Genomic DNA, 21,643 nt, shown 5'->3' with positions numbered 1-21,643 from the left:
GAGAGATAAAATAAACAATCTACCTTATAAAGTCAAAGATTAAAAAACTTTATTCCCCATTTACCACTAACCATGTTTTGGTTTTTGAGATAGGACGACTTTCAATTATACTAACTTTATCTCCTTCTTGATATTTATTTTCTGAATCATGAGCAGCATATTTTTTAGATACTTTCACGAACTTTTTATAAATAGGATGCTTAAACTTTCTTTCTACTTTTACTGTAACCGTCTTATCAGCTTTTGAACTTATAACCACGCCTTGTAACACTCTTTTCGGCATTTTAATATTCCTCACTATTAGATCTTTTTGTTAATTCAGTTTTAATACGTGCTATAGACTTTTTGACTAACGAAAACCTACTAGTATTTTTTAACTCACCTAAAGCTTGTTGAAATCTTAAATTAAACAATTCTTTTTTTAAAAGATTAAGGTTTTTATAAAGCTCTTCTATTGTTTCAGTAGATAACTTGCTTCTTAATAATTTTAAATCATTCATAACGTCTCACTATCCTTGTTCTAACAGGTAATTTTGCACTTGCAAGCTCCAAAGCTCTAAGTGCAACATTTTCTTCTACCCCTTCAATTTCAAACATAATTCTTCCAGGCGAAACTCTAACTGCAAAAAATTCAGGAGAACCTTTACCTTTACCCATTCTTACTTCGGCAGGCTTTTTAGAAACGGGAACATCCGGAAAAATACGAATCCATAATCTTCCTTGCCTTTTCATACATCTAGTAGCAGCTTTTCTTCCTGCTTCTATTTGTCTTGCAGTAACACGCCAACCGTCTATAGATTTTAGACCGAATGATCCAAAAGCAAGCGTCGTACCTGCTTTTGCTTTTGAAGCAACTCTACCCTTATGAGCTTTTCTAAATTTTTGTTTTTTCGGAGCTAACATTTTAATACTTAAAATTAATTATATCTTTTATTTTCTGTATATTCACCTTTATAAATCCACACTTTAACCCCTATAATTCCATAAGTAGTTATAGCCTCAGCTGTTGAATAATCAATATCAGCTCTTAAAGTGTGTAACGGCATTCTTCCTTCTATATACCACTCGGTTCTAGCAATTTCAGCACCTCCAAGTCGTCCTGAACAACTAACTCTTATACCTTGTCCACCTTGTTTAAATGAAGCCTGAATTGCTGTTTTCATGGCTTTTCTAAAAGAAACTCTTTTTTCAAGCTGTAGTGCTATAGTTTGAGCTACTATAGCAGCATCTATATTAAATTTTCTAACTTCGTGAATATTTATATAAACTTCTTTTAAAGAAGTCATTTTCTCGATAGCTTTTTTTATCTTATCAATTTCACTACCGTTTCTACCGATAATGATATTTGGTTTTTTGGCATTAATATTAATTATAATACTTTTATTAGAAGGACGTTCAATTAAAACTCTGCTAACTTGAGCTTGATTAAAACCCTTATTTATTAAATCCCTAATTTTTAAATCTTGTATAAAAAGAGTTTTATAATGTTTTTCTGCATATAATACGGAATCCCAACCTTTAATTAAAGTCGGTCCAACTCTAAAACCATGTGCACAAACTTTCTGCCCCATTTTAATTATCCTCTTTTTCTGTAACAGTTATATAAAGATTACTAAAAAACTTATTTATTCTAGTTGCTCTTCCTTTTGCTCTTGGCATAACTCTTTTCATTACTAAAGCCTTACCTACAGTCGCCTTAGTAATAACCAATCTATCTATATCTAGACCTAAATTATTTTCAGCATTTGCAACAGCAGATTGTAAACAATCTTTTACAACTTTTGCAATTTTTTTAGGAGAAAAAGTTAATTGTACCAATGCTTCAGATACTTTCATATTTCTAATAAAAGCTGCAACTAAATTTAGCTTCCTTGGACTTACTCTAATAGATTTAGCTTTTGCCGTAGCAAAATTTTTATTTTCCTGTACCATATAAATCTTTACTTTCTTTTGACTTTTTTATCTGCTCCATGACCGTGAAATGTTCTAGTAGGAGCAAACTCACCTAATTTTCTTCCAACCATTTCTTCATTTACAGAAACCGGAATAAATTTATTTCCATTATGAACAGAAAAGGTAAACCCTACAAAAATAGGCAAAATCGTTGATCTTCTAGACCAAGTTTTAATCATTTCAGATTTACCTGATTCCATTAATTTTTGAACTTTCTTTATTAAATAACCGTCTACAAAAGGCCCTTTCCATATTGAACGTGCCATACTAATACCTAATTAATTTAAAATCTATTTTCTTTTCTTTACGATAAATTTTGAAGTACGTTTATTTTTACGTGTCTTCTTACCCTTTGTTGGGAATCCCCAAGGAGTAACAGGATGGCGTCCTCCTGAAGTTTTACCTTCACCACCGCCATGAGGGTGATCTACAGGATTCATTGCTACACCTCTAACATGCGGTCTCCAACCGAGCCATCTATTTCTACCTGCTTTGCCTAAATTAATATTTTTTTGATCCGGGTTAGATATACTACCTATAGTAGCTTTACAATCTAAAGGTACTAACCTAAATTCACCTGATCTTAATTTAATCTGAGCATACCCTGAATCTTTACCCACTAGATCTACTGAAGTACCTGCAGACCTTGCAATTTGACCACCCTTACCCACTTTCATTTCAACATTATGTAAAGTAGTACCGGTAGGAATGAATTTTAAAGGTAAACAATTTCCTATTTTTATATCAGCATCTTGGCTTGATATTACTCTATCACCTACAGATAATTTTTGCGGTGCTAGAATATAAGAATATTCCCCATCTTCATATTTTATCAAAGCAATAAAAGCAGTTCTATTAGGGTCATACTCTATTCTTTCAACAATAGCAGAAATATCTATTTTATTTCTTTTAAAATCAATAATACGATATAATTTTTTGTGTCCTCCACCTCTGTGCCAAGAAGTAATTCTACCTTGATTATTTCGTCCACCGGTTTTAGATATACCTTTGGTCAAAGATTTTAAAGGTCTGCCTTTCCATAAACTAGTTTTATCAACTTGAACTAACTCTCTAAGAGAAGGAGTAATTGGATTAAAGTTTTTTAAAGCCATTTATTTAATTCCTCCGGCAAAATCGATATTATGGTCTTTTTCTAATGTAACAATAGCTTTCTTTCTATTGATTTGAGTCCCTATAATTCCTTTAAATCTTTTCTTCTTACCTTTAACGTTTAAAATATTCACTTTTTTTACTTTTACTTTAAATATTTCTTCTATAGCCTTTTTAACGGTAAGTTTTTCAGCAAATTTATCTACATAAAAAGCGTATTTATTTTGTTCCGAAAGGGTTGTAGTTTTTTCTGTAATAATAGGTTTTCTAATTAAATCGTAGTATTTATAAGAACTCATCTTAACCTCTCTTCTAAAACGCTCACTGCTTCTTGTGATAATAGGACATATTCATGTCGTATTATATCATAAACATTTGCTCCTATTTGTGGAACAATCACAGTATTATAAATATTTTTTGCAGCTAAAGAAAAATTAGTATCTACTTCATTTCCGTCTATTACAAAGAAACTTTTCCCTTGAAATTTGTTTAATATATTTACAAGAACAGAAGTTTTAGGCTTATCTAGCTTTAAAGAATCTATTACTAATAATTTTCCTTCAGCGAATTTCTCGGATAAAGCATGAATTAAACCAAGTTTTCGTACTTTTTTAGGTAACTTTGTTGCATGACTACGTACTCTAGGTCCGTGAGCTACACCACCACCACGCATCTGTACCGATCTAAGGGAGCCTTGTCTTGCATTACCTGTACCTTTTTGCTTAAAAGGTTTTTTTGTGGTTCCTGATACTTCTGATACTGTTTTAGTTTTATGGTTACCAGACATTGCTTTAGCTCTCTGCCAATCAATAACCTGCTTTATTATATCATCTCTGATAAATTCAACAGCAAATATATCTTCGTTTAAGCTAATCTCACCAACTTCTTCATTAGCAAGACTTAATATTTTAGTTTTCATCTTTATTTAACCTTATACAGTCTTATATAAAACTTTTATATAAATAATATTGCATGGCGTTTTGTTAATTTAATAATCTTTAACCTCAACAAACATGTCTAAGAGGTTATCAATAAACAAATTTTAACCGATAATTTAATTCTTTTTTGCTGTAAATTATAAGATTTTTTTGAAATATGAATAATATTCCTGCAAAAATCTTGTCAATTTTCGCTAAAAAAGCTCTTTAATTATTAATTAAAATTCATTTACTGGTAGCCTCTAAATATCTATTATACAGTTATTGAAATCTTTTTTATTGCATCTTTTACTGAAAGATACGAATTTTTGTGACCAGGTATACTACCCTGAATCATAATAAGCTTACGCTCTTTATCAACGGCAAATATTTTCAAATTTTGAATAGTAACTTGGTTACATCCCATATGACCAGCCATTTTTTTGCCTTTGAAAACCTTTCCCGGATCTTGTCTTTGTCCTGTAGAACCGTGCGAACGATGGGATATAGAAACACCGTGAGAAGCTTCAAGACCTCTAAAATTATGTCTTTTCATACTACCGGCAAACCCTTTACCTATAGTAGTTGCCGTTATATCCACAAATTGTCCTGCCGTAAAATAATCTACTTCTAGACTTGCTGCTATATCAATAAAATTCTCTTCAGAAATTCTAAATTCTTTTAATTTAGTTTTAGGAGATATTTTAGCATTAGCAAAAACTTGTTTCATAGGCTTGGTTACTCTAGATATTTTTTTATCTTTTATACCTATAACCAAAGCATTATATCCATGTTTTTCTAGAGTTTTATGCCCTACCACTTGACAATCATCAACTTTTACTAATGTCAAAGAAATTCTTTCTCCTTTATCATTAAAAACACTAGTCATCCCAATTTTTTGAGCAATTATACCGGTTCTCATTTATTCCCCACTCTCTAATTCAATCACTACATCAACACCTGCTGCTAAATCAACTTTACTTAAAGCATCAACAACCGCCGGATTCGGATCATCTATAACTAATAATCTTTTATGCTTTCTAATTTCAAATTGCTCTCTTGACTTCTTATGTACATGAGGAGACCTATTTACGGTAAATCTTTCAATTTTTCTAGGTAAAGGAATAGGACCATTAATGTTAGCAAATGTTCTTTTAACAGCACTAACTATCTCTTTTGTAGCTTGATCAAGACTACGGTGATCAAATGATTTTAAACGAATTTTGATTTTATTTTTCATTCAGTAAACCTAATATTTAAACAGCAAGATGTTTTTCAGACATCTTAAAATATAAATACCTATTATTAAAAAATAATAGGTATTTATAAAATCAATTAATTATTTATTTTAGTTACTACGCCGGCACCCACTGTTCTACCACCTTCACGTATAGAGAATTTTAACCCTTCCTGCATAGCAATCGGTTTAATTAATTCCACCGTAAAAGTAGCATTATCTCCAGGCATAACCATCTGCTTATCAGCAGGCAATTTTATTGTACCGGTAACGTCTGTTGTTCTAAAATAGAACTGCGGACGATAGTCATTAGTAAATGGGGTATGACGTCCACCTTCTTCTTTACTAAGCACATATACTTCAGCTTCAAACTTATCATGCGGTTTTATGCTACCAGGTTTTGCGAGAACTTGTCCTCTTTCAACTTCTTCTCTTTTTGTACCGCGTAGTAATATACCGACATTATCTCCGGCTTGTCCTTCATCAAGTAATTTTCTGAACATTTCTACACCGGTACAGGTAGTTTTTTGCGTATCTTTTAGACCAACTATTTCAATTTCCTCACCTAACTTAATTATTCCTGACTCTACTCTACCGGTTACAACAGTACCTCTTCCTGAAATAGAGAATACATCTTCTATCGGCATTAAGAAAAGTTTATCCGTAGCTCTTACAGGCTGCGGTATATAGCTATCTACTGCATCCATTAACTCATTAATAGCTTTTTCACCTTCAGGCTTTCCTTCTAAAGCTTGAAGTGCAGAACCTTTAATAATAGGTATTTCATCACCCGGGAAACCGTATTTTGATAATAATTCCCTTACTTCCATCTCTACTAGTTCTAATAGATCAGGATCATCAACCATATCTACTTTATTTAAGAATACTACCATAGCAGGTACACCTACCTGTTTTGCTAGTAATATATGCTCTCTAGTTTGCGGCATAGGACCATCAGCAGCAGAAACTACTAATATTGCACCGTCCATCTGAGCGGCACCGGTTATCATGTTCTTTACATAGTCAGCGTGTCCCGGACAATCTACGTGTGCATAGTGTCTATTTTTAGTCTCATATTCTACGTGTGCAGTAGAAATAGTTATACCTCTTTCTTTTTCTTCAGGAGCAGCATCAATTTGATCATACGCTGTAGCTTTTGCTCCACCTGTCTTAGCAAGTACTATAGTTATTGCTGCCGTTAAGGAAGTTTTACCGTGATCTACGTGACCGATCGTACCTATATTAACGTGCGGTTTAGTTCGTTCAAATTTTGCTTTTGCCATGTTATTACTCTCTACAATTAGGTTTAATACAAGTTAATTTTTTATAAGTGCATTTTTTGCTAAATTTATTTGTTACCACTATCTCTGGAGCGGGTGATGGGAATCGAACCCACACAGCCAGCTTGGAAGGCTGGAACTCTACCATTGAGCTACACCCGCATTGTGGCACTGTTAATAAAATAATTTCAAAGCTATTTTGTTAACAATGCTATATCAATTTTATTCAGATTTATAAATATACACAATTATGTTTTATTTTTAAATAAAATTAAACATATATACATGAATCTTTTAAAATAAAATGATACGCTTCCCTGAACCATTTAAGTGGTGGAGGGAGAAGGATTCGAACCTTCGAACGCTTACGCGGGCAGATTTACAGTCTGCTGCCATTGACCACTCGGCCACCCCTCCTAAAGAACTTTACTGTATTAAATAGACTAATTCACTGTAAAATACAATATATAATTAGTATTAGGACTTAATAAAACTTCTTGCCGAATCATCAAATAAACAAATAGCAGCTTGCACATTTATTTAGTTGTAACTTTCTATAATAAATAGTAGTTTCTGTCAAGAACAAATTACTGACGGTTTTCAATAAGATGCAAAATAAAAAACTTGATTCTAAAAATTGTTATTATATGTATGGGAAACATCCTGTATTTTCTGCTCTAAATAATCCAAAACGTCAAATTGAAAATATTTTATGCACTAGGGAAATTTTTGATACAAACAAAAAATTAATAGGTACTAGATCTTATGAAATTGTTAATAACGATATTTTATCTAAATTACTGGAAAACCAAACACATCAAGGAATAGCTGCAAAAGTTAGACCAATTTTTTCTTACAATCTAGAGGACGTAGATATAAAAAACCCAAAATGTAAAATTGCGATTCTTGATCAAATAACAGACACACAAAATATTGGAGCAATTATTCGAAGTAGTGCTGCTTTTGATATAGATGCTATAATATTACCTCAAGATAATTCTCCGAATGAAAGCGGCAGCATTGCTAAAGCGGCTTGCGGTACTTTAGAATTAATACCTATAATTAAAGTTACTAACTTACGCTCATGTATGAATTATCTTAAAAAACACGGCTTTTGGATTATAGGTCTAACAGGTTCTGCAAATGACTACTTTACCGATAAATTAATTTCCGACAAAATGGCATTAGTATTTGGCTCAGAAGATAAAGGCATACGAAGATTAGTCGAAGAAACATGTGATTATTTAGCCAAAATCCTTATTTCTAAGAGAGTAGAAAGTCTTAATGTATCAAATGCCGCTTCTATAATTTTTCATTCATTACATAAATAATATTTTTAATAAATCAAATATTGTTTTTTATTTACTTCGATATAAATATTTAGTCTACTAAAATTAAAGTCATAAACTTTTATTATATCAATTAATTTGAGAGAAAAGTCATGAAAAGGGGACCAAATGAACAAATTATCGAGAGTTTTGAAAAACAATTAGACATATTTATAAATGAACTTACAGAAGAAGAGATAACAACGGCTATATTAAATAATTTTTTTGATAAAGTGATCAATAACCTCAAGAATGAAAGTTTAATTAATGATACTATATTTGATATATATCAAGGTAAAGCAGTAATTACTAAACCTATATATTCCGATTATATAGAATCTTCTGAACCTAAATATAACGAACATTGGCAAAAATTTTATAGTTTTAATCGTAATCTTATGATAGAAAGCACATTAATATTTATTGCTAAGAATCTAAAAAAAGCTTCTTTAACAGACAAATTATATTATAGCTTTGCTAAATTAGCCCAGCAATTAGACTTGAATGTAGTAAGTGATCATTTTATGAAAAAAATAGATAATTATATAACATTTAACAATTTATGAAAAATTACAGAACCGAAAGCGATTCTTTTGGAGAAATTCAAATAGAAGAAAAATTTTATTGGGGAGCTCAAACTCAAAGATCTTTAGAAAATTTTAAAATAGGCAAACAAAAAATGCCTGAAATTTTAATTCGTGCTCTTGCTATTTTAAAAAAATGTGCAGCACAGGTTAATTATGAGTTTGGTGATTTAGAAGCTAAAATAGCTACAAGTATCGATAAAGCCACTGATAGAATCTTAGAAGGCGAATTTGAGGATAATTTTCCTTTAGTAGTTTGGCAAACAGGTTCAGGTACACAAACAAACATGAATATGAACGAGGTTATTGCCTCTATTGCTAATGAAGAATTAACAAGCAAGAAAGGCGGTAAATCTCCAGTACATCCTAACGATCATGTTAATAAAGGACAATCATCCAACGACTCTTTTCCAACCGCTATGCATATAGCAACTGTACTTGCAACTAAACAGCAACTTATACCGGCTTTGAATAATTTACTTACCTCTTTGCAAGACAAGTCAAAAGATTGGGATAAAATCATAAAAATAGGACGTACCCACTTGCAGGACGCAACTCCTTTAACTCTTAAACAGGAATTCTCCGGATATATTACACAAATAGAGTATGCTTTAGAACGCATAGAAGATGCACTAAAAAAAGTTTATCTACTTGCTCAAGGTGGAACGGCAGTCGGCACAGCTATTAACTCAAAAATAGGCTTTGATATAAAATTTGCTGAAAAAGTGGCAGAGTTTACTAAACAACCTTTTAAAACGGCTCCTAATAAATTTGAAAGTCTAGCTGCCCATGACGCACTAGTAGAATTTTCAGGAACTCTTAATACTATAGCAGTTAGCTTAATGAAAATAGCAAATGATATAAGACTGCTCGGCTCCGGTCCAAGATGCGGTCTTGGTGAGCTGCATTTACCTGAGAATGAACCCGGCTCTTCGATTATGCCAGGTAAAGTAAACCCTACCCAAGTCGAAGCTTTAACAATGGTATGCAGTCAGGTGATGGGAAATCATGTTACGGTTACTATTGCCGGCTCAAACGGACATCTTGAACTTAACGTATTTAAACCTGTAATAATATACAATATCCTACAATCTATAGAGCTGTTATCCGATAGCGTAAATAGCTTTGTTACTCACTGTGTTAAAGGATTAGAACCCAATATAGCACGCATTAATGATTTACGTGATAAATCTCTAATGCTTGTTACGGCTCTTAATCCGCATATAGGCTATGATAATGCTGCAAAAATTGCTAAAGAAGCACATAAGCACGGAATAACTTTAAAAGAAGCAGCTAAAAAACTCAATCTTTTATCCGAAGAAGAATTTGATAAAATAGTAGTTCCTGAAAAAATGATTGGGTAACCTTAGGTTTTATATAAAAATATTAATTTGAACTATTAATATTACTGTATAAAATCTTAGAAATAGGCTAATATTAAATTAGTCTATTTATTATATTACCTATGTGAAACAAAATTTATCTAATCAAATTAACCTACTAGAAGCAAAAACTCATTTTTCCGATCTAAGACAGCGTGTACAAGACGGCGAACAAATTACTATTTGTAAGCATAATACACCGGTTGCAAAAATTATACCTATAACTCAAAAACCTAAAATGGATAATATAGTAGAGCAAATAAGAGAATTCAGCAAAGGTAATACATTGGCTCCTTATACTATTAAAGAGCTTCGAGATGAAGGTAGAAGATGAGTTCTAAACCATTTATAGCCGATTGCTCCATAACTGCTTCATGGTTCTTTAATGATGAACGTGATGAATATTCAGACTTTACATTAGATTATTGTTATAAATTTAGAGCAGTAGTACCATTTCTTTGGAAATTTGAAGTAACTAATACAATATTAATAGCAGCAAAACGTGCTAGAATAACTTCAGCAAAAATTATTAAAACTATAGATTTTTTAAACTCCTTACCCATCAATATATCAAATTTTGATTTTCCTATGTACGAAATTATGAATACTGCAAGAGCCAATAATCTTACTTCATACGATGCGACTTATTTATTAACTGCCATGCATGAAAGGCTTCCTATAACCACTAACGATAAAGCATTAATAAAAGCATGTCATAATAACGGTGTTCTACTATTAAAAGAAAACTTATCTTAAACTTTTCATAAAAAGTTTATGGAAATTTTTAGACCGTGTGAAGAAAAATTTAATTAATATATTTTTGTTCTTTTTGAGTGAAAATTAATAAGATTTTTGCAGCAAATAGCTGTTCCTATTTCAAAAAAATCTTATAATTTGCAGCCAAAAAGAACAAAAATATTAATTAAATTTTTCTTCACACAGCCTTAATCTTTTATTATACTTAAACATTAATTATATAAAATAAAAGAGTATCATGGTTTTAAATATAAAAGCTCCTGAAAATATAGTATTAAAGCCGACCATTACGGTTTTCGGCGTTGGAGGTGCAGGTAGTAATGCAGTAAATAATATGATTAGTGCTAATCTGCAAGGTGCTAATTTTGTAGTAGCTAATACCGATGCACAATCGCTTGAACATTCTTTATGCACTAACAAAATACAACTCGGTGTTTCTACGACTAGAGGTCTTGGAGCAGGAGCTTCTCCTGAGGTTGGAGCACTTGCTGCTCAAGAATCAGAAAGCGAAATTCGTAGTTACCTAGAAAATAGCAATATGGTATTTATTACGGCAGGTATGGGCGGCGGTACAGGTACCGGTTCTGCACCGGTTATTGCACGTATTGCTAAAGAACTAGGCATCCTTACGGTTGGGGTAGTAACTAAACCTTTCCATTTTGAAGGCGGTCATCGTATGAAAACTGCCGATAAAGGACTTATTGAATTACAGCAATTCGTTGATACTTTAATTGTAATACCGAACCAAAATCTATTCCGTATTGCTAATGAACAAACGACGTTTGCCGATGCTTTCAAAATGGCAGATGACATATTACATGCAGGCGTTAGAGGAGTAACAGATTTAATGATTATGCCAGGACTTATTAATCTTGATTTTGCTGACATTAAAGCAGTAATGAGCGAAATGGGTAAAGCAATGATGGGTACGGGTGAAGCTAGCGGCGAAGATAGGGCTATTAAAGCGGCAGAATCTGCAATTTCAAATCCGCTGCTAGATCATAGCTCAATGTGCGGTGCAAGAGGTGTATTAATCAATATTACCGGCGGTTCTGACATGACCTTATTTGAAGTTGACAACGCTGCTAATAGAATTAGAGAAGAAGTAGATAACCTTGATGCTAATATTATTTTCGGTTCAACATTTAATCCGGAATTAAAAGGAATTATCCGAGTATCGGTTGTTGCTACCGGTATTGATGCCGATAAAGTACCGACATATAAACCCGCAATAGCTGAAACTACCAATATAGTTCCTGAAGAAACTTATAATGAACCTATAGTACAACCTACACAAATAGAAGAAATTCCTGATTTTAACAGCTATAGTACCGAAAATATTGAAATTACCGACTCTCCAATAAATCAAAATTTTATCGGAAATGAAAAAGAGCTAGGGTTACATGCAAATAGTTTCAACAAATCTGAAGATGACTCACCAAAACCATCATTTTTAGGAAAAATATGGGGCTCTCTGCGTGCTTCAAATAATCAAACTTTAGAACGCAAAAACATTGTTGTTAATACTCTAGATCAAGATAATAAAGAGTCTGATATTCATGACATACCGGCTTTTTTAAGAAAGAAACGAGATTAGATTAGAAAATGAATATAATTTCAGAACAGCATAAAAAAGAATTATTAGAAATAACTGAAAATTTTCCTGCAGATATTGCATCACTAATAAACTATGTAGATAAAACATTTAAATGTCACATTCATGATTTATCTTTATCGGATCAAAAAAATTTAAAGTTTTTTATAGCAAAAAGCTTTGCAAAACAAATTGATACTTGTAAAACTAAAGAACACGCTCAAAATTTTTTACAAGAGTTACAAGAACTATGGGAAGATTTATTTGAAGAGATATTGGAAGATAAGCCTGTATATAGTTTAGACATTGACGGAGCAACATACTCTGCTGAATTAGATTTTACCGAATTAAATCAAAATAATATGCTGAATACAAGATTTAGCGAAACCTCTCTTGATTTTAATTTAATAGAAACGCTACCTAACTTTTCTAGTGATAAAACAAAATATAGGACTGAACTAGCCTTTACAGAATTAAAACAAAATAATTTTGCAAATATATATTTGGAAAAACAGCAATATAACTCTCAAACTATTCTTATTTCAAATATACAAAATAATCACAATAATTACATATTATTTCCTAAAATTATAAACCTTGAAGAACAAGTTACCATAGATGTATTAAATAATTTATTATTATTAGGTACTTATAATAAATGTAATTTTTTTGAATCCAATAACGGATCAGAAATATATTTTAGATTACCTAATAATGAAAGGCTTGCCATGAAAGTTTTTAGTTTAAATAATCAGCCTATATTAAAAGAAAATAAATTGGAAAATGCTATATTATTTTTAAGTAAAAAAATAAACGAAAATGGTGATGTTGACTATAGTGAAAGCTTTAGTGCTGATATAGCCGAGGGCAAAATAAATTCTTCTTATATAACTCCTTTAGGCGAAATAATGGATTTTAATTAATTTAAAAAAACAATCATATGCAAAATAAAATTATACTACTTCTTACATTATGTTTTTTAAATACTTATTTATTAGCTAATAGCGATAAGACGTTAAAAGATATTGCACCCTACCCTCTACCGACAGATAGCCAAAAACGATATGTAATTCATTTACCTACAGAGTCTAATGAAGAAAAGCTAAAAGTAGAATTGCAAGCAACAAAAAATGCAATGAAAGATTGTAATCGTGTTTGGTTTGGCGGTAAGCTGGAAACAAAAACTTTAGAAGGATGGGGATATAATTATTATATAATTGATCAAGTTAGCGATCAGCCTGCTAGTACAATGATGGCATGCCCTGGGATAAAAGCAACCATAAAACCGGTTAGTGTATTTTTAGGCGATGAAACATTTTTAAGATATAATAGCAAACTACCTATTGTAGTATATGCTCCAAAAGAGGTTGAACTACATTATGTTATTTGGCATCAAAATGATATAATCAATTCTGCAAAGGAAGGTTAGTATTATAGATATCATCATTGCAAGTAGCTGAAGTTGTTATTACATGGCTTCTATGTCATTCCCGCTTCTAGCTAGGAATGACATAGAATGCGGGAACGACATAGAAACTTAAAATCAACTCTTTTTAGTCAATACCTAAATTACTCAAAATCTTCCTCTACAGCTTCAACTTCTCGCACTTCCGGTACAAAATGTTTAAGCATGGATTCAATGCCGTTTTTTAAGGTGATAGTAGAGCTTGGACAACCAAGACATGCACCGCGAAGAGCTAATTTAACTACACCGTTTTCAAAGCCTTTATATATTATATCACCACCATCTTGTGCCACAGATGGACGCACTCTAGTTTCAATAATCTCTACGATTTGCTTCTCTATTTCCGAAAGCCCATCAAGGTTATGATTTACATTATCTGCTTTTGTACTTTCTTCAAATACCGGAAATCCCGAAACAAAATGATCCATAATAACCATTAAAACTTCAGGCTTTATAACTTGCCAATTACTTTCAGCTTGCTTAGTCACCGTTATAAAATCACTACCAAAAAATACTGATTTTACATTATTAATATAAAATAGTGACTCTGCAAGTTTGCTTCTTCCTTTAACTTCAGAAATATCGCTAAAAAATACCGGCTGTTCACTACTTATTTCCTGCCCCGGGAAAAACTTTATTGCATCAGGGTTGGGAGTATCTTCAGTTTGAATAAACATAATTAAAGCACACTAATAAATTTGTTAACCATAATAACTTGATAGTACTATTTTGACAATAGACTTCTTGCATAACTTGCTTCTAAGGGTAAAATTTGTGCGTCGATCCGGTACTCGCATCCTCACGTACTAAAGTGTACGCTGCAGTGGCAAGCCCTTCCGTGTATCCTACAAATTCCTCCTTATTAGCTACGTTATGCAAGAAGTCTAATATATTTGTATTTATCTTGGAGATTGTTGTATGGTACTGTTAACAAAATAATTTTAAAGCTATTTTGTTAACAGTACCATAGCAACTTTTTAATTTATCGTTGATTTTATTAAAATAAGTTATTATTTTAATATATTACTAACTACTGCTAGATTATTATGCCTAAAAAATTTACTACAAGAAAAGGTGATATATATACTATTGATACTCCAAATGAAGAAAATTTATTTAAGAGCGTTATAAATAAGAACACTAGTGAAGCCTTTCGTTATATTTCACAATTTAATTTTCCTCTTTCTGACAATATAAAAACAATACGTTATTTTGCTATCGATGAAGATAAACCAAATAATGTTGGAACATCTCATAGTACCCTGTCTTTAATTGCGGTTATTAATAATGATCTTGAAACGCTTAATTTATTAATAAATTTTGGATTTGATATAAATAACCATAGTGGAATAAACTATATTACCCCTTTAGGGCTTGCGGCAGACAAAGGATATAAAGAGATAGTAAAATTGCTTTGTGAGCAAGATGATATTAAGGTTCAAAATGCATTATATTATGCGATTAGAGGAGAAAACAAAAGCATAGAAATAATAGATCTTTTAGTGCAAAAAGGTGCAATCATTAAGCCAGAGCATATTGAATTGGCAATTAGTCATTCAAATTTAAGTGTATTTGAATATTTATTTGAGAAGAAATTACCGGATATTGAAAAAAATAATTTAAAACTTATAGGTTCATCACCGGCTATCTCATCCATTGATTGTATATTAGGTGAAGCTTCAAAATATCAAAATACAGAGGTAATAAAATTTTTATTAAGTAGTGGATATAAACCTGAACAAAAATATATTGATGAATTTTTTGTATCAGCTGCAGACAATGGACGTCTAAAAACTTGTATTACACTAAAAGCTAATATAGAAGAACATACACGACTAGAAGGTTTAAGCAAATACCAAAACTATCTTAAAGACAAATATCATGATTATTATAAAACTCATATAATATTTCTTTCCAAATTCTCTTATACGGACGAACCTGTGGAAATGTTCATGTTTGACAATGAATCGAATCTATTACTATTATCTATGAGTAGACCATTGAGGTCTAAATTATCTTCAAAAGATAGCTATATAATACACGATGCAATCAAGGAAATTTTTAATAACACACATCTTAATATTAAAGAACTTGAATTGGCACGATTTAAGGCAAGGATTGAATTTATAAAGATAACTACAGATGAAGACTTAGTTCCATTATCTAACAAATTAGCACCTCTATTTAGTCCGGAGCTAATACACGACCTATCAAAATTGGAAGAAGAATTATTTCCTGAAGTAAAGCTAGCCGGATTAGCGGATTAATTTAGGCGTTGTTGTATGGTTCGAAAAGCACGTTCAGTGTCATACCGTGGCTTGTCTACAGTATCCAGTAAAACAACTAAAAATACTAATAATATTAGTATTTTTAACTAGATCCCGTGAATAAATCACGGGATGATGGAGCCGAGCCACACAACAACAACCCTTTTAGCTAGGAATAACATAAGGCGGTAAATATTTAATTAATATATAAGCCGGTATAAAACAAAATCCTGCTACGAGGAAAAAATAAGTCCAACCTAAATAAGTAGCTGCATAGCCTGAAATACTACCAAACAGTATGGTACTAATATAAGCAATAGAAGTAATTAACGCAATTTGGGTTATACAATATTTAGAACTACAACATCTTAATTGGTAAGAAAAAAACGGCGACATAGTTAAGCCTTTGGTAAATTCTTGAAAAAAGACCGCTATATACAGACTTGTAATATCTCGATTATAAAAATAGAGAAATAAAAAAGATAGGCTAGATAAAGCATGATATATTAATGCTCTTTTAAGCAAATAAAAATATTCATATTTTCGGCACAAAAACCCGCCTATAAAACCTCCAAGGATTGCAGCACACATACCAAAAGCTTTATATCCAAGAGCTAAATCTTTCTTCGTATACCCAATATCGAGATAAAACATATTCGGCATAATTGAAAGAAAATTATCTTGAAGACGATATAGAAGCATAAAACTAACAATTATTAGCCATTTAGGTTTCTTGATAAAGTCATAAAAAGCATACCAAAATCTATCAAAATCGTTGATAATTGTCTTATCTTTAAATTTAAGCGGATAGATTATAATTAATAGTAATGACGGTATACATAAAATTGCCATAGAACGATAAACATCTTGCCAAGATATGATAGTCGATAAATATAACGCCCCTGAACCTGCTATAAGTATACCTATCCTAAAGCCTGTAGTACAAGCTGCCTCACTTATGCCCCAATTTTTATTTGTAATAAGTAACATCTGTGATGATTGAAGCAACATATCATAAATGGAAGAAAAAAATGCCACAGCTACTAAGCATAAAGCAAATGGTATAAAATGAGTGTTAGGGTTAAAATTTGTTAGAATATATACACAACAAATACAGCTAACCAAAGCAATAATTAAACAATATTTATATCCTCGCTTACTTAAAGGAGCAAAACTTACTTTTTCTAGTAAAGGACCCCATAAAAATTTAAATATATGAATAAAATTAACTAAACTAAAAAGCCCGATAGTGATTTTATCAAAACCGGATTCTCGAAGCCAAAAAGAAAGAGTTGAACCGGTAAGTAAATAAATTAAACCTCCGGGAAAAGAAATTATTAATATAAAGAAAATATTAGATATATATTGAAATCGTGAAAAATTAAAATTTATGAATTTATCCTCCTGATATAAAATGCCTTGATGTCATTCCCGCATAGAGTTGGCGTTGTTGCATAGATCGGTTTTTCCGTCATTGCGAGGAAAAACTGTAAGTTTTGACGAAGCATTCTTAACGTAAATCTAAACTACGATACTTTCTTTCTTTTATTACCGTAGCTGTTACCGTCAAAAGTTTTTTTACGATTATTATCAAAAGAATTAAACTTTTTACCCTCACCGCCGACTCTTTTACCGAATGATCTTTTACGATTATTTTTATCACTCCTAAACTCACTGCGTGGTGTAGTTTCACCTTTATTTACTAGACGATCAATTGCACGCCATCTAATAACATCATCCGGAGAAATAAAAGACAAAGCATGTCCGGTAGCCCCTGCTCTACCCGTTCTACCTATTCTATGTAAATAATCTTCAGGACACATAGGTAAATCATAATTAATAACATGCTGTGTATGAGGAATATCAAGTCCACGAGCCGCTACATCAGTTGCTACCATTATTCTATGATTTGACTTACGAAATGATAAAATTACTCTTTCACGTTGACGCTGACTTAAATCACCATGTATAGCTTCTGCTTTATGATTTTCATATTTTAACATTTTAGCTAATTGATCAGCAGAGCGTTTAGTCTTCACAAAAATAATTACCGATCCTTCCCTGTTACCAAGTTGTTTAGTTAATTCACTAAATTTTTCTTTATCAGAAACATGCATTGATTCCTGTTTTATTTCTGCAGCTGCTTTATTAGTAGCACCTACCGTAATACGTATCGGATTGTTTAGATATTTTTGAGAAACAGCAATAATATGTTTTGGCATAGTAGCGGAAAACATTAAAACTTGTCTTTTTTCCGGTAAAAATTTATTGATTTCTTCTAACTGTTCTTTCATCCCCATATCAAGCATTCTATCCATTTCGTCAAGTACGGTTATGCCTATGCGATCAATTTTTAAACTTCCTCTATTTAAGTGATCGATAATACGCCCCGGCGTACCGATAATCACTTTCGGATTCTTTTTTAATTGCATAAATTGTTTAGGCATCGGTTCACCGCCTATCAAAACTGCACTATTAATTTTATAGGATGTAGTTACTTTATTTAAAGTACTGTGTATTTGTGTTGCTAATTCTCTAGTCGGAACAAGAATTAAAGCAGTAGTTTTTATTTTTAATAAATGAATCAATTAACGGCAATAAATAAGCGAGAGTTTTTCCTGAACCTGTTTGGCTAGAAGCGAGTATGTCCGACCCCGTCATTGCAACCGGAATCGATTGCTTTTGTATTTCAGTCGGCTCAGTGATATTCATTGTCTCAAGAGCGATAATTAATTCTTCAGATAAATTAAAATTTTTCATTATATAATCCAATATAGTTTTAAATCAAAATATGCACATTATTGATTAGACCTCTTACATAACCCATTTCTTAAAGATATATGAGACGCTCTCTCAGCCTTGCATACTTAACTATAGTACGCTTGAGTAGAGTAGAGATCTCTTATTTCCTGAGCCTAGCTGTAAATAAATTTTAACCGATAATTTAATTCTTTTCGGCTGCAAATTATAAGATTTTTTTGAAATATGAATAACTATTTCTTCAAAAATCTTATCACTTTTCGCTAAAAAAACTCTTTAATTACTAATTAAAATTTATTTACAGATAGCCTCTAAGATAAGTTATGCAGGTCTATTGTATAAAAAATAAGTTATAGTAAATTAAAATAACGACTTATATAATTATCCTGAATCAAAAAATATGCTTAAGCTAGATTACAAACCAACTAAATATATAAAACGATAATGAATAATGAAACTATTTTAGAATCTTATTCAAGCCAGAATAATATTATTAGATTTAGGGCATTTTCATGCCCCTTAGTAAAAATAATTTATTATACTTAAAATTATATAGGTTATTATAAGACAAAAACAAAATATTTACTATTTTGATAAAGATGACTAGGCTACCCTAAATTATAAACAATTTTGGATAGCTGCTTTTGGTATTATAAATATATTTATTTAATTCTGAGGTTAACAGCGTAGGCTTTTCCTTGCTTTTCTTCAAGATCAAAAATTACATATTGTCCTTCTTCAAGGCTATGTAAACCTGCTGCATCTACGGCTGATTTGTGTACAAACACATCTTTGCCGCCATTTTCCTGTTCAATAAATCCAAAATTCTTCGTAGAATTATACCACTTAACTTTACCTACTATATTTGTAGCCATAAAAACCTTTATTAGATAGAAATTACTTATTTGAACTTAACACACGCTTATAATAACTAAAACTTAAATTTTACTTTAAATCTTACTTAAATATAAGAGCCGATAAAAATTCATTATGCAAAACTACCTTACCTTGCGGCATTTGTCAATAAACAAGTCAATAACATGCAAGAGAAAGTATTACTTTCTGAAACTAATCTATCATATTATTACTATTTTGTCACTATTTAAGTTAATTATCTAATAAATTAATGCGTAAACTAACTATTTTGAAAGGGTTTAATAACTTTTTCATATCAGACTAATATATTAACGATAAAAGTACTTGCTTTTTTGTATTTTTTTTATTAATCTGTCCACTTAGAAAAATACAGTTCTGTATTTATAATTGCCCGCGTGATGGAATGGTAGACATAACGGACTTAAAATCCGTGGAGCGTAAGCTCTTGCCGGTTCAAGTCCGGCCGCGGGTACCATTCGCCGGTTTTAGGCGAATTCACCAATGTATCAAACGGCGAACGCAGCATAAAGTCAAGCTTTCCAGGTTTCAATATTAAGTTCCCAAATATTAAATTTATTAAACGCCTTTTTTGGCCCACGCTGGAACTTTTAAATATCTTATAGGCACTTGAGGCTGTTGATATCAAGGAAACTAGCATTTTTGTAAAGCTATCATCATCTTTATCACGTGTTTCAATTTCTTTTGTTATTTCTTTGCGTTTCTGCTCCAATTCTAATCTTTTTTCTTCGTGTTTCTCTTCGCTGATTTGTCCCTTAATATATAAATTCATTAATCTATCCATACCGTCTTTTAATCTAATACTTTCTGCGTTTAACTCTTTTATACGTTTCTTATAATATTCATGCTCTGCATTTACCGAGTTTGTTATATATGTTATTATCTCTTGTAAAAATTTCGGTTCTAATTGCAATGATTCTAAAACTTCTTCTACTTCCTCTAATACCTTTTCTTCTTTTATATATATTGCTCTTTCGGGATTAGTTGCATCCCATACTATTAAATAAGTGTAAACTCCTTTTTTTATTACGGATGTTACAACTTTCCCTGTATTACCGCATTTAATTAATCCTCTAAATATAAATTCTTTATATTTATATGAGCCTTGCTTTCTTCCGAGTCGCACATCAATGAAATTAAGGAATATGATTTAGCCTTAAAAATGCTTGATAAAGCAATTGAATATGATTCTAAATATATTGATGCATACTATTTAAAAGGAGTAATTTTAACTAAAATACAGGAATATAATCAAGCAATTCATTGTTTTGATAAAGTAATTATTTTTGATCCAACTAATGCTTATGCATATTTTAATAAAGGTTACGCATTAGTTACCTTAGGTAAAAATGAATTAGCAGTAATAGCTTATAGTGAAGGTCTAGAAATTGCCCCTAATGATTCATTAGCTTATTTTTATTTAGGTTTGGCATTACAAAATTTAAAAAAATATGAATTGGCTTTAGAAGCATATAACAAAGCTGTAGAATTAAACTTAGAGATTTCTACATTATATTTTAATATTGGTAATATATATTATGATTTAGAAAAGTACCGTCTTGCTATTGAAATGTATAATAAGGCTATTCAATATGATCTAAATGATTTTATTTTTTATATTAATAGAGGTAATGCTTATAGAAATCTTAATCTATATGACAAGGCGTTTGAATCTTACAATAAAGCGATTGAACTTAAACCTGATGATTTTAGAGCATATGTAAATCGTGGAATAGTTTTTAATTAATGACCTTGCAATTGAATCTTATGATATCGCTCTTAAATTAAATGTTAATGATTATAAAGCACATTATAACAAAGGTATAACCTTATTTAACCAAGCTAAATATCACTTTGCTCTCAAATCTTTTGATAGCGGTATAAAATTAGAACCTTATAACCCTCATACATATTTTTATAAAGCATTAACTATGGAAAAATTAAAAAGGTATAATGAAGCACTTGAGCTATATAATATAGCATTAGAATTGGACCCCAACTACCCTGAAGCAAAAGAAAAAAAGCAAGAAATATTAAATATGCAAAAATCTAAATAATTTAGTCGGGTTGTACTGAGGCTTATGAAAAATATTTACAATTTTTATTTGAACTATCT

26 protein-coding genes, 3 tRNA genes and 2 pseudogenes are annotated in these 21,643 nt (G+C 31.2%); 12 read left to right on the top strand and 19 right to left on the bottom strand.

Going from position 1 to position 21,643, the window contains the following annotated elements; all coding sequences use genetic code 11:
* Positions 1 to 49: 49 nt before the first annotated feature.
* The 14 genes from rpsQ to RF_RS01490 form a co-directional block, all read right to left on the bottom strand.
* Positions 50 to 283, bottom strand: coding sequence for a 30S ribosomal protein S17 (gene rpsQ, locus RF_RS01555; RefSeq protein ID WP_039594825.1), 234 nt, complete (start codon positions 281 to 283; stop codon positions 50 to 52).
* A gap of 1 nt (position 284) precedes the next feature.
* Positions 285 to 500, bottom strand: a complete 216-nt coding sequence (rpmC, locus tag RF_RS01550; protein WP_004596213.1) for a 50S ribosomal protein L29 — start codon at positions 498 to 500, stop codon at positions 285 to 287.
* Positions 493 to 903, bottom strand: a complete 411-nt coding sequence (gene rplP, locus RF_RS01545; RefSeq protein ID WP_011270636.1) for a 50S ribosomal protein L16 — start codon at positions 901 to 903, stop codon at positions 493 to 495. The genes rpmC and rplP overlap by 8 nt, the downstream gene beginning before the upstream one ends.
* Before the next feature lie 14 nt (positions 904 to 917).
* Positions 918 to 1,571 carry a 30S ribosomal protein S3 gene (gene rpsC, locus RF_RS01540; RefSeq protein WP_011270635.1) on the bottom strand — a complete coding sequence of 218 codons (654 nt, stop codon included), beginning with the start codon at positions 1,569 to 1,571 and terminating at the stop codon, positions 918 to 920.
* A gap of 1 nt (position 1,572) precedes the next feature.
* On the bottom strand, positions 1,573 to 1,932 hold the full coding sequence (gene rplV / locus RF_RS01535) for a 50S ribosomal protein L22 (RefSeq protein WP_011270634.1): 360 nt from the start codon (positions 1,930 to 1,932) through the stop codon (positions 1,573 to 1,575).
* A gap of 8 nt (positions 1,933 to 1,940) precedes the next feature.
* A complete protein-coding gene (gene rpsS / locus RF_RS01530; protein ID WP_008580964.1) occupies positions 1,941 to 2,219 on the bottom strand; it encodes a 30S ribosomal protein S19 in 279 nt (92 codons plus the stop codon).
* A 24-nt stretch (positions 2,220 to 2,243) separates the two neighbouring features.
* A complete protein-coding gene (gene rplB / locus RF_RS01525; protein WP_011270633.1) occupies positions 2,244 to 3,065 on the bottom strand; it encodes a 50S ribosomal protein L2 in 822 nt (273 codons plus the stop codon).
* On the bottom strand, positions 3,066 to 3,362 hold the full coding sequence (gene rplW / locus RF_RS01520) for a 50S ribosomal protein L23 (protein WP_011270632.1): 297 nt from the start codon (positions 3,360 to 3,362) through the stop codon (positions 3,066 to 3,068).
* Positions 3,359 to 3,982, bottom strand: a complete 624-nt coding sequence (rplD, locus tag RF_RS01515) for a 50S ribosomal protein L4 (protein WP_011270631.1) — start codon at positions 3,980 to 3,982, stop codon at positions 3,359 to 3,361. Before rplD ends, rplW begins: the two co-directional genes overlap by 4 nt.
* A gap of 272 nt (positions 3,983 to 4,254) precedes the next feature.
* On the bottom strand, positions 4,255 to 4,902 hold the full coding sequence (gene rplC, locus RF_RS01510) for a 50S ribosomal protein L3 (protein ID WP_011270630.1): 648 nt from the start codon (positions 4,900 to 4,902) through the stop codon (positions 4,255 to 4,257).
* Entirely contained in the window at positions 4,903 to 5,220 is a 318-nt protein-coding gene (rpsJ, locus tag RF_RS01505) for a 30S ribosomal protein S10 (protein ID WP_011270629.1), read from the bottom strand.
* Positions 5,221 to 5,315: 95 nt separating this feature from the next.
* Positions 5,316 to 6,500, bottom strand: coding sequence for an elongation factor Tu (gene tuf, locus RF_RS01500; protein ID WP_011270628.1), 1,185 nt, complete (start codon positions 6,498 to 6,500; stop codon positions 5,316 to 5,318).
* 85 nt (positions 6,501 to 6,585) lie between these two features.
* Positions 6,586 to 6,659, bottom strand: a tRNA-Gly gene (locus RF_RS01495).
* A 169-nt stretch (positions 6,660 to 6,828) separates the two neighbouring features.
* Positions 6,829 to 6,914 (bottom strand) — tRNA-Tyr (locus RF_RS01490).
* 191 nt (positions 6,915 to 7,105) lie between these two features.
* Between RF_RS01490 and rlmB the strand changes: the two genes are divergently transcribed.
* The 8 genes from rlmB (at position 7,106) to eco (ending at position 13,570) form a co-directional block, all read left to right on the top strand.
* Entirely contained in the window at positions 7,106 to 7,828 is a 723-nt protein-coding gene (rlmB, locus tag RF_RS01485; RefSeq protein WP_011270627.1) for a 23S rRNA (guanosine(2251)-2'-O)-methyltransferase RlmB, read from the top strand.
* Between the two features lie 110 nt (positions 7,829 to 7,938).
* Complete coding sequence (locus RF_RS01480) at positions 7,939 to 8,391, top strand: hypothetical protein (protein ID WP_011270626.1); 453 nt, start codon at positions 7,939 to 7,941, stop codon at positions 8,389 to 8,391.
* Positions 8,388 to 9,773 (top strand): class II fumarate hydratase, encoded by a 1,386-nt coding sequence (fumC, locus tag RF_RS01475; protein WP_011270625.1) that lies wholly within the window; start codon positions 8,388 to 8,390, stop codon positions 9,771 to 9,773. Before RF_RS01480 ends, fumC begins: the two co-directional genes overlap by 4 nt.
* Positions 9,774 to 9,876: 103 nt before the next feature.
* Positions 9,877 to 10,125 (top strand): type II toxin-antitoxin system Phd/YefM family antitoxin, encoded by a 249-nt coding sequence (locus RF_RS01470; RefSeq protein WP_011270624.1) that lies wholly within the window; start codon positions 9,877 to 9,879, stop codon positions 10,123 to 10,125.
* Positions 10,122 to 10,547: a type II toxin-antitoxin system VapC family toxin gene (locus tag RF_RS01465; RefSeq protein ID WP_011270623.1), complete on the top strand. Its 426-nt coding sequence runs from the start codon at positions 10,122 to 10,124 to the stop codon at positions 10,545 to 10,547. The genes RF_RS01470 and RF_RS01465 overlap by 4 nt, the downstream gene beginning before the upstream one ends.
* 238 nt (positions 10,548 to 10,785) lie before the next feature.
* The gene (ftsZ, locus tag RF_RS01460) at positions 10,786 to 12,144 is read left to right on the top strand and encodes a cell division protein FtsZ (protein ID WP_011270622.1); all 1,359 of its coding nucleotides are present in this window, start codon (positions 10,786 to 10,788) and stop codon (positions 12,142 to 12,144) included.
* 500 nt (positions 12,145 to 12,644) lie between these two features.
* Positions 12,645 to 13,064: a hypothetical protein gene (locus tag RF_RS11900; protein WP_081427803.1), complete on the top strand. Its 420-nt coding sequence runs from the start codon at positions 12,645 to 12,647 to the stop codon at positions 13,062 to 13,064.
* 17 nt (positions 13,065 to 13,081) lie between these two features.
* On the top strand, positions 13,082 to 13,570 hold the full coding sequence (gene eco, locus RF_RS08570) for a serine protease inhibitor ecotin (RefSeq protein ID WP_011270620.1): 489 nt from the start codon (positions 13,082 to 13,084) through the stop codon (positions 13,568 to 13,570).
* Between the two features lie 140 nt (positions 13,571 to 13,710).
* On the opposite strand, the gene RF_RS01445 is transcribed toward eco, so the two are convergent.
* Both RF_RS01445 and RF_RS08565 read right to left on the bottom strand, forming a co-directional pair.
* Positions 13,711 to 14,283, bottom strand: a complete 573-nt coding sequence (locus RF_RS01445) for a NifU family protein (protein WP_011270619.1) — start codon at positions 14,281 to 14,283, stop codon at positions 13,711 to 13,713.
* A 56-nt stretch (positions 14,284 to 14,339) separates the two neighbouring features.
* A pseudogene (locus tag RF_RS08565) lies at positions 14,340 to 14,518 on the bottom strand (palindromic element RPE1 domain-containing protein); the annotation flags it as partial.
* A 134-nt stretch (positions 14,519 to 14,652) separates the two neighbouring features.
* Between RF_RS08565 and RF_RS01440 the strand changes: the two are divergent.
* Entirely contained in the window at positions 14,653 to 15,873 is a 1,221-nt protein-coding gene (locus tag RF_RS01440; protein WP_011270618.1) for an ankyrin repeat domain-containing protein, read from the top strand.
* A 165-nt stretch (positions 15,874 to 16,038) separates the two neighbouring features.
* On the opposite strand, the gene RF_RS01435 is transcribed toward RF_RS01440, so the two are convergent.
* The 3 genes and pseudogenes from RF_RS01435 to RF_RS01425 form a co-directional block, all read right to left on the bottom strand.
* Positions 16,039 to 17,265: an MFS transporter gene (locus RF_RS01435; RefSeq protein WP_081427739.1), complete on the bottom strand. Its 1,227-nt coding sequence runs from the start codon at positions 17,263 to 17,265 to the stop codon at positions 16,039 to 16,041.
* A 134-nt stretch (positions 17,266 to 17,399) separates the two neighbouring features.
* A pseudogene (locus RF_RS01430) lies at positions 17,400 to 18,633 on the bottom strand (DEAD/DEAH box helicase).
* Between the two features lie 662 nt (positions 18,634 to 19,295).
* The gene (locus tag RF_RS01425; RefSeq protein ID WP_011270614.1) at positions 19,296 to 19,508 is read right to left on the bottom strand and encodes a cold-shock protein; all 213 of its coding nucleotides are present in this window, start codon (positions 19,506 to 19,508) and stop codon (positions 19,296 to 19,298) included.
* A gap of 390 nt (positions 19,509 to 19,898) precedes the next feature.
* On the opposite strand from RF_RS01425, the gene RF_RS01420 reads away from it, so the two are divergent.
* From RF_RS01420 to RF_RS11175, 3 genes are all read left to right on the top strand, one after another.
* Positions 19,899 to 19,984: transfer RNA gene (locus tag RF_RS01420), tRNA-Leu, on the top strand.
* 648 nt (positions 19,985 to 20,632) lie between these two features.
* Positions 20,633 to 21,274, top strand: coding sequence for a tetratricopeptide repeat protein (locus tag RF_RS01415; protein WP_011270612.1), 642 nt, complete (start codon positions 20,633 to 20,635; stop codon positions 21,272 to 21,274).
* On the top strand, positions 21,270 to 21,584 hold the full coding sequence (locus tag RF_RS11175; RefSeq protein WP_318248851.1) for a tetratricopeptide repeat protein: 315 nt from the start codon (positions 21,270 to 21,272) through the stop codon (positions 21,582 to 21,584). Before RF_RS01415 ends, RF_RS11175 begins: the two co-directional genes overlap by 5 nt.
* Positions 21,585 to 21,643: the final 59 nt, after the last annotated feature.

It is taken from the genome of Rickettsia felis URRWXCal2, assembly GCA_000012145.1.
GTDB lineage: Bacteria > Pseudomonadota > Alphaproteobacteria > Rickettsiales > Rickettsiaceae > Rickettsia > Rickettsia felis.
This window is presented reverse-complemented; position numbering and strand designations above follow the sequence as displayed.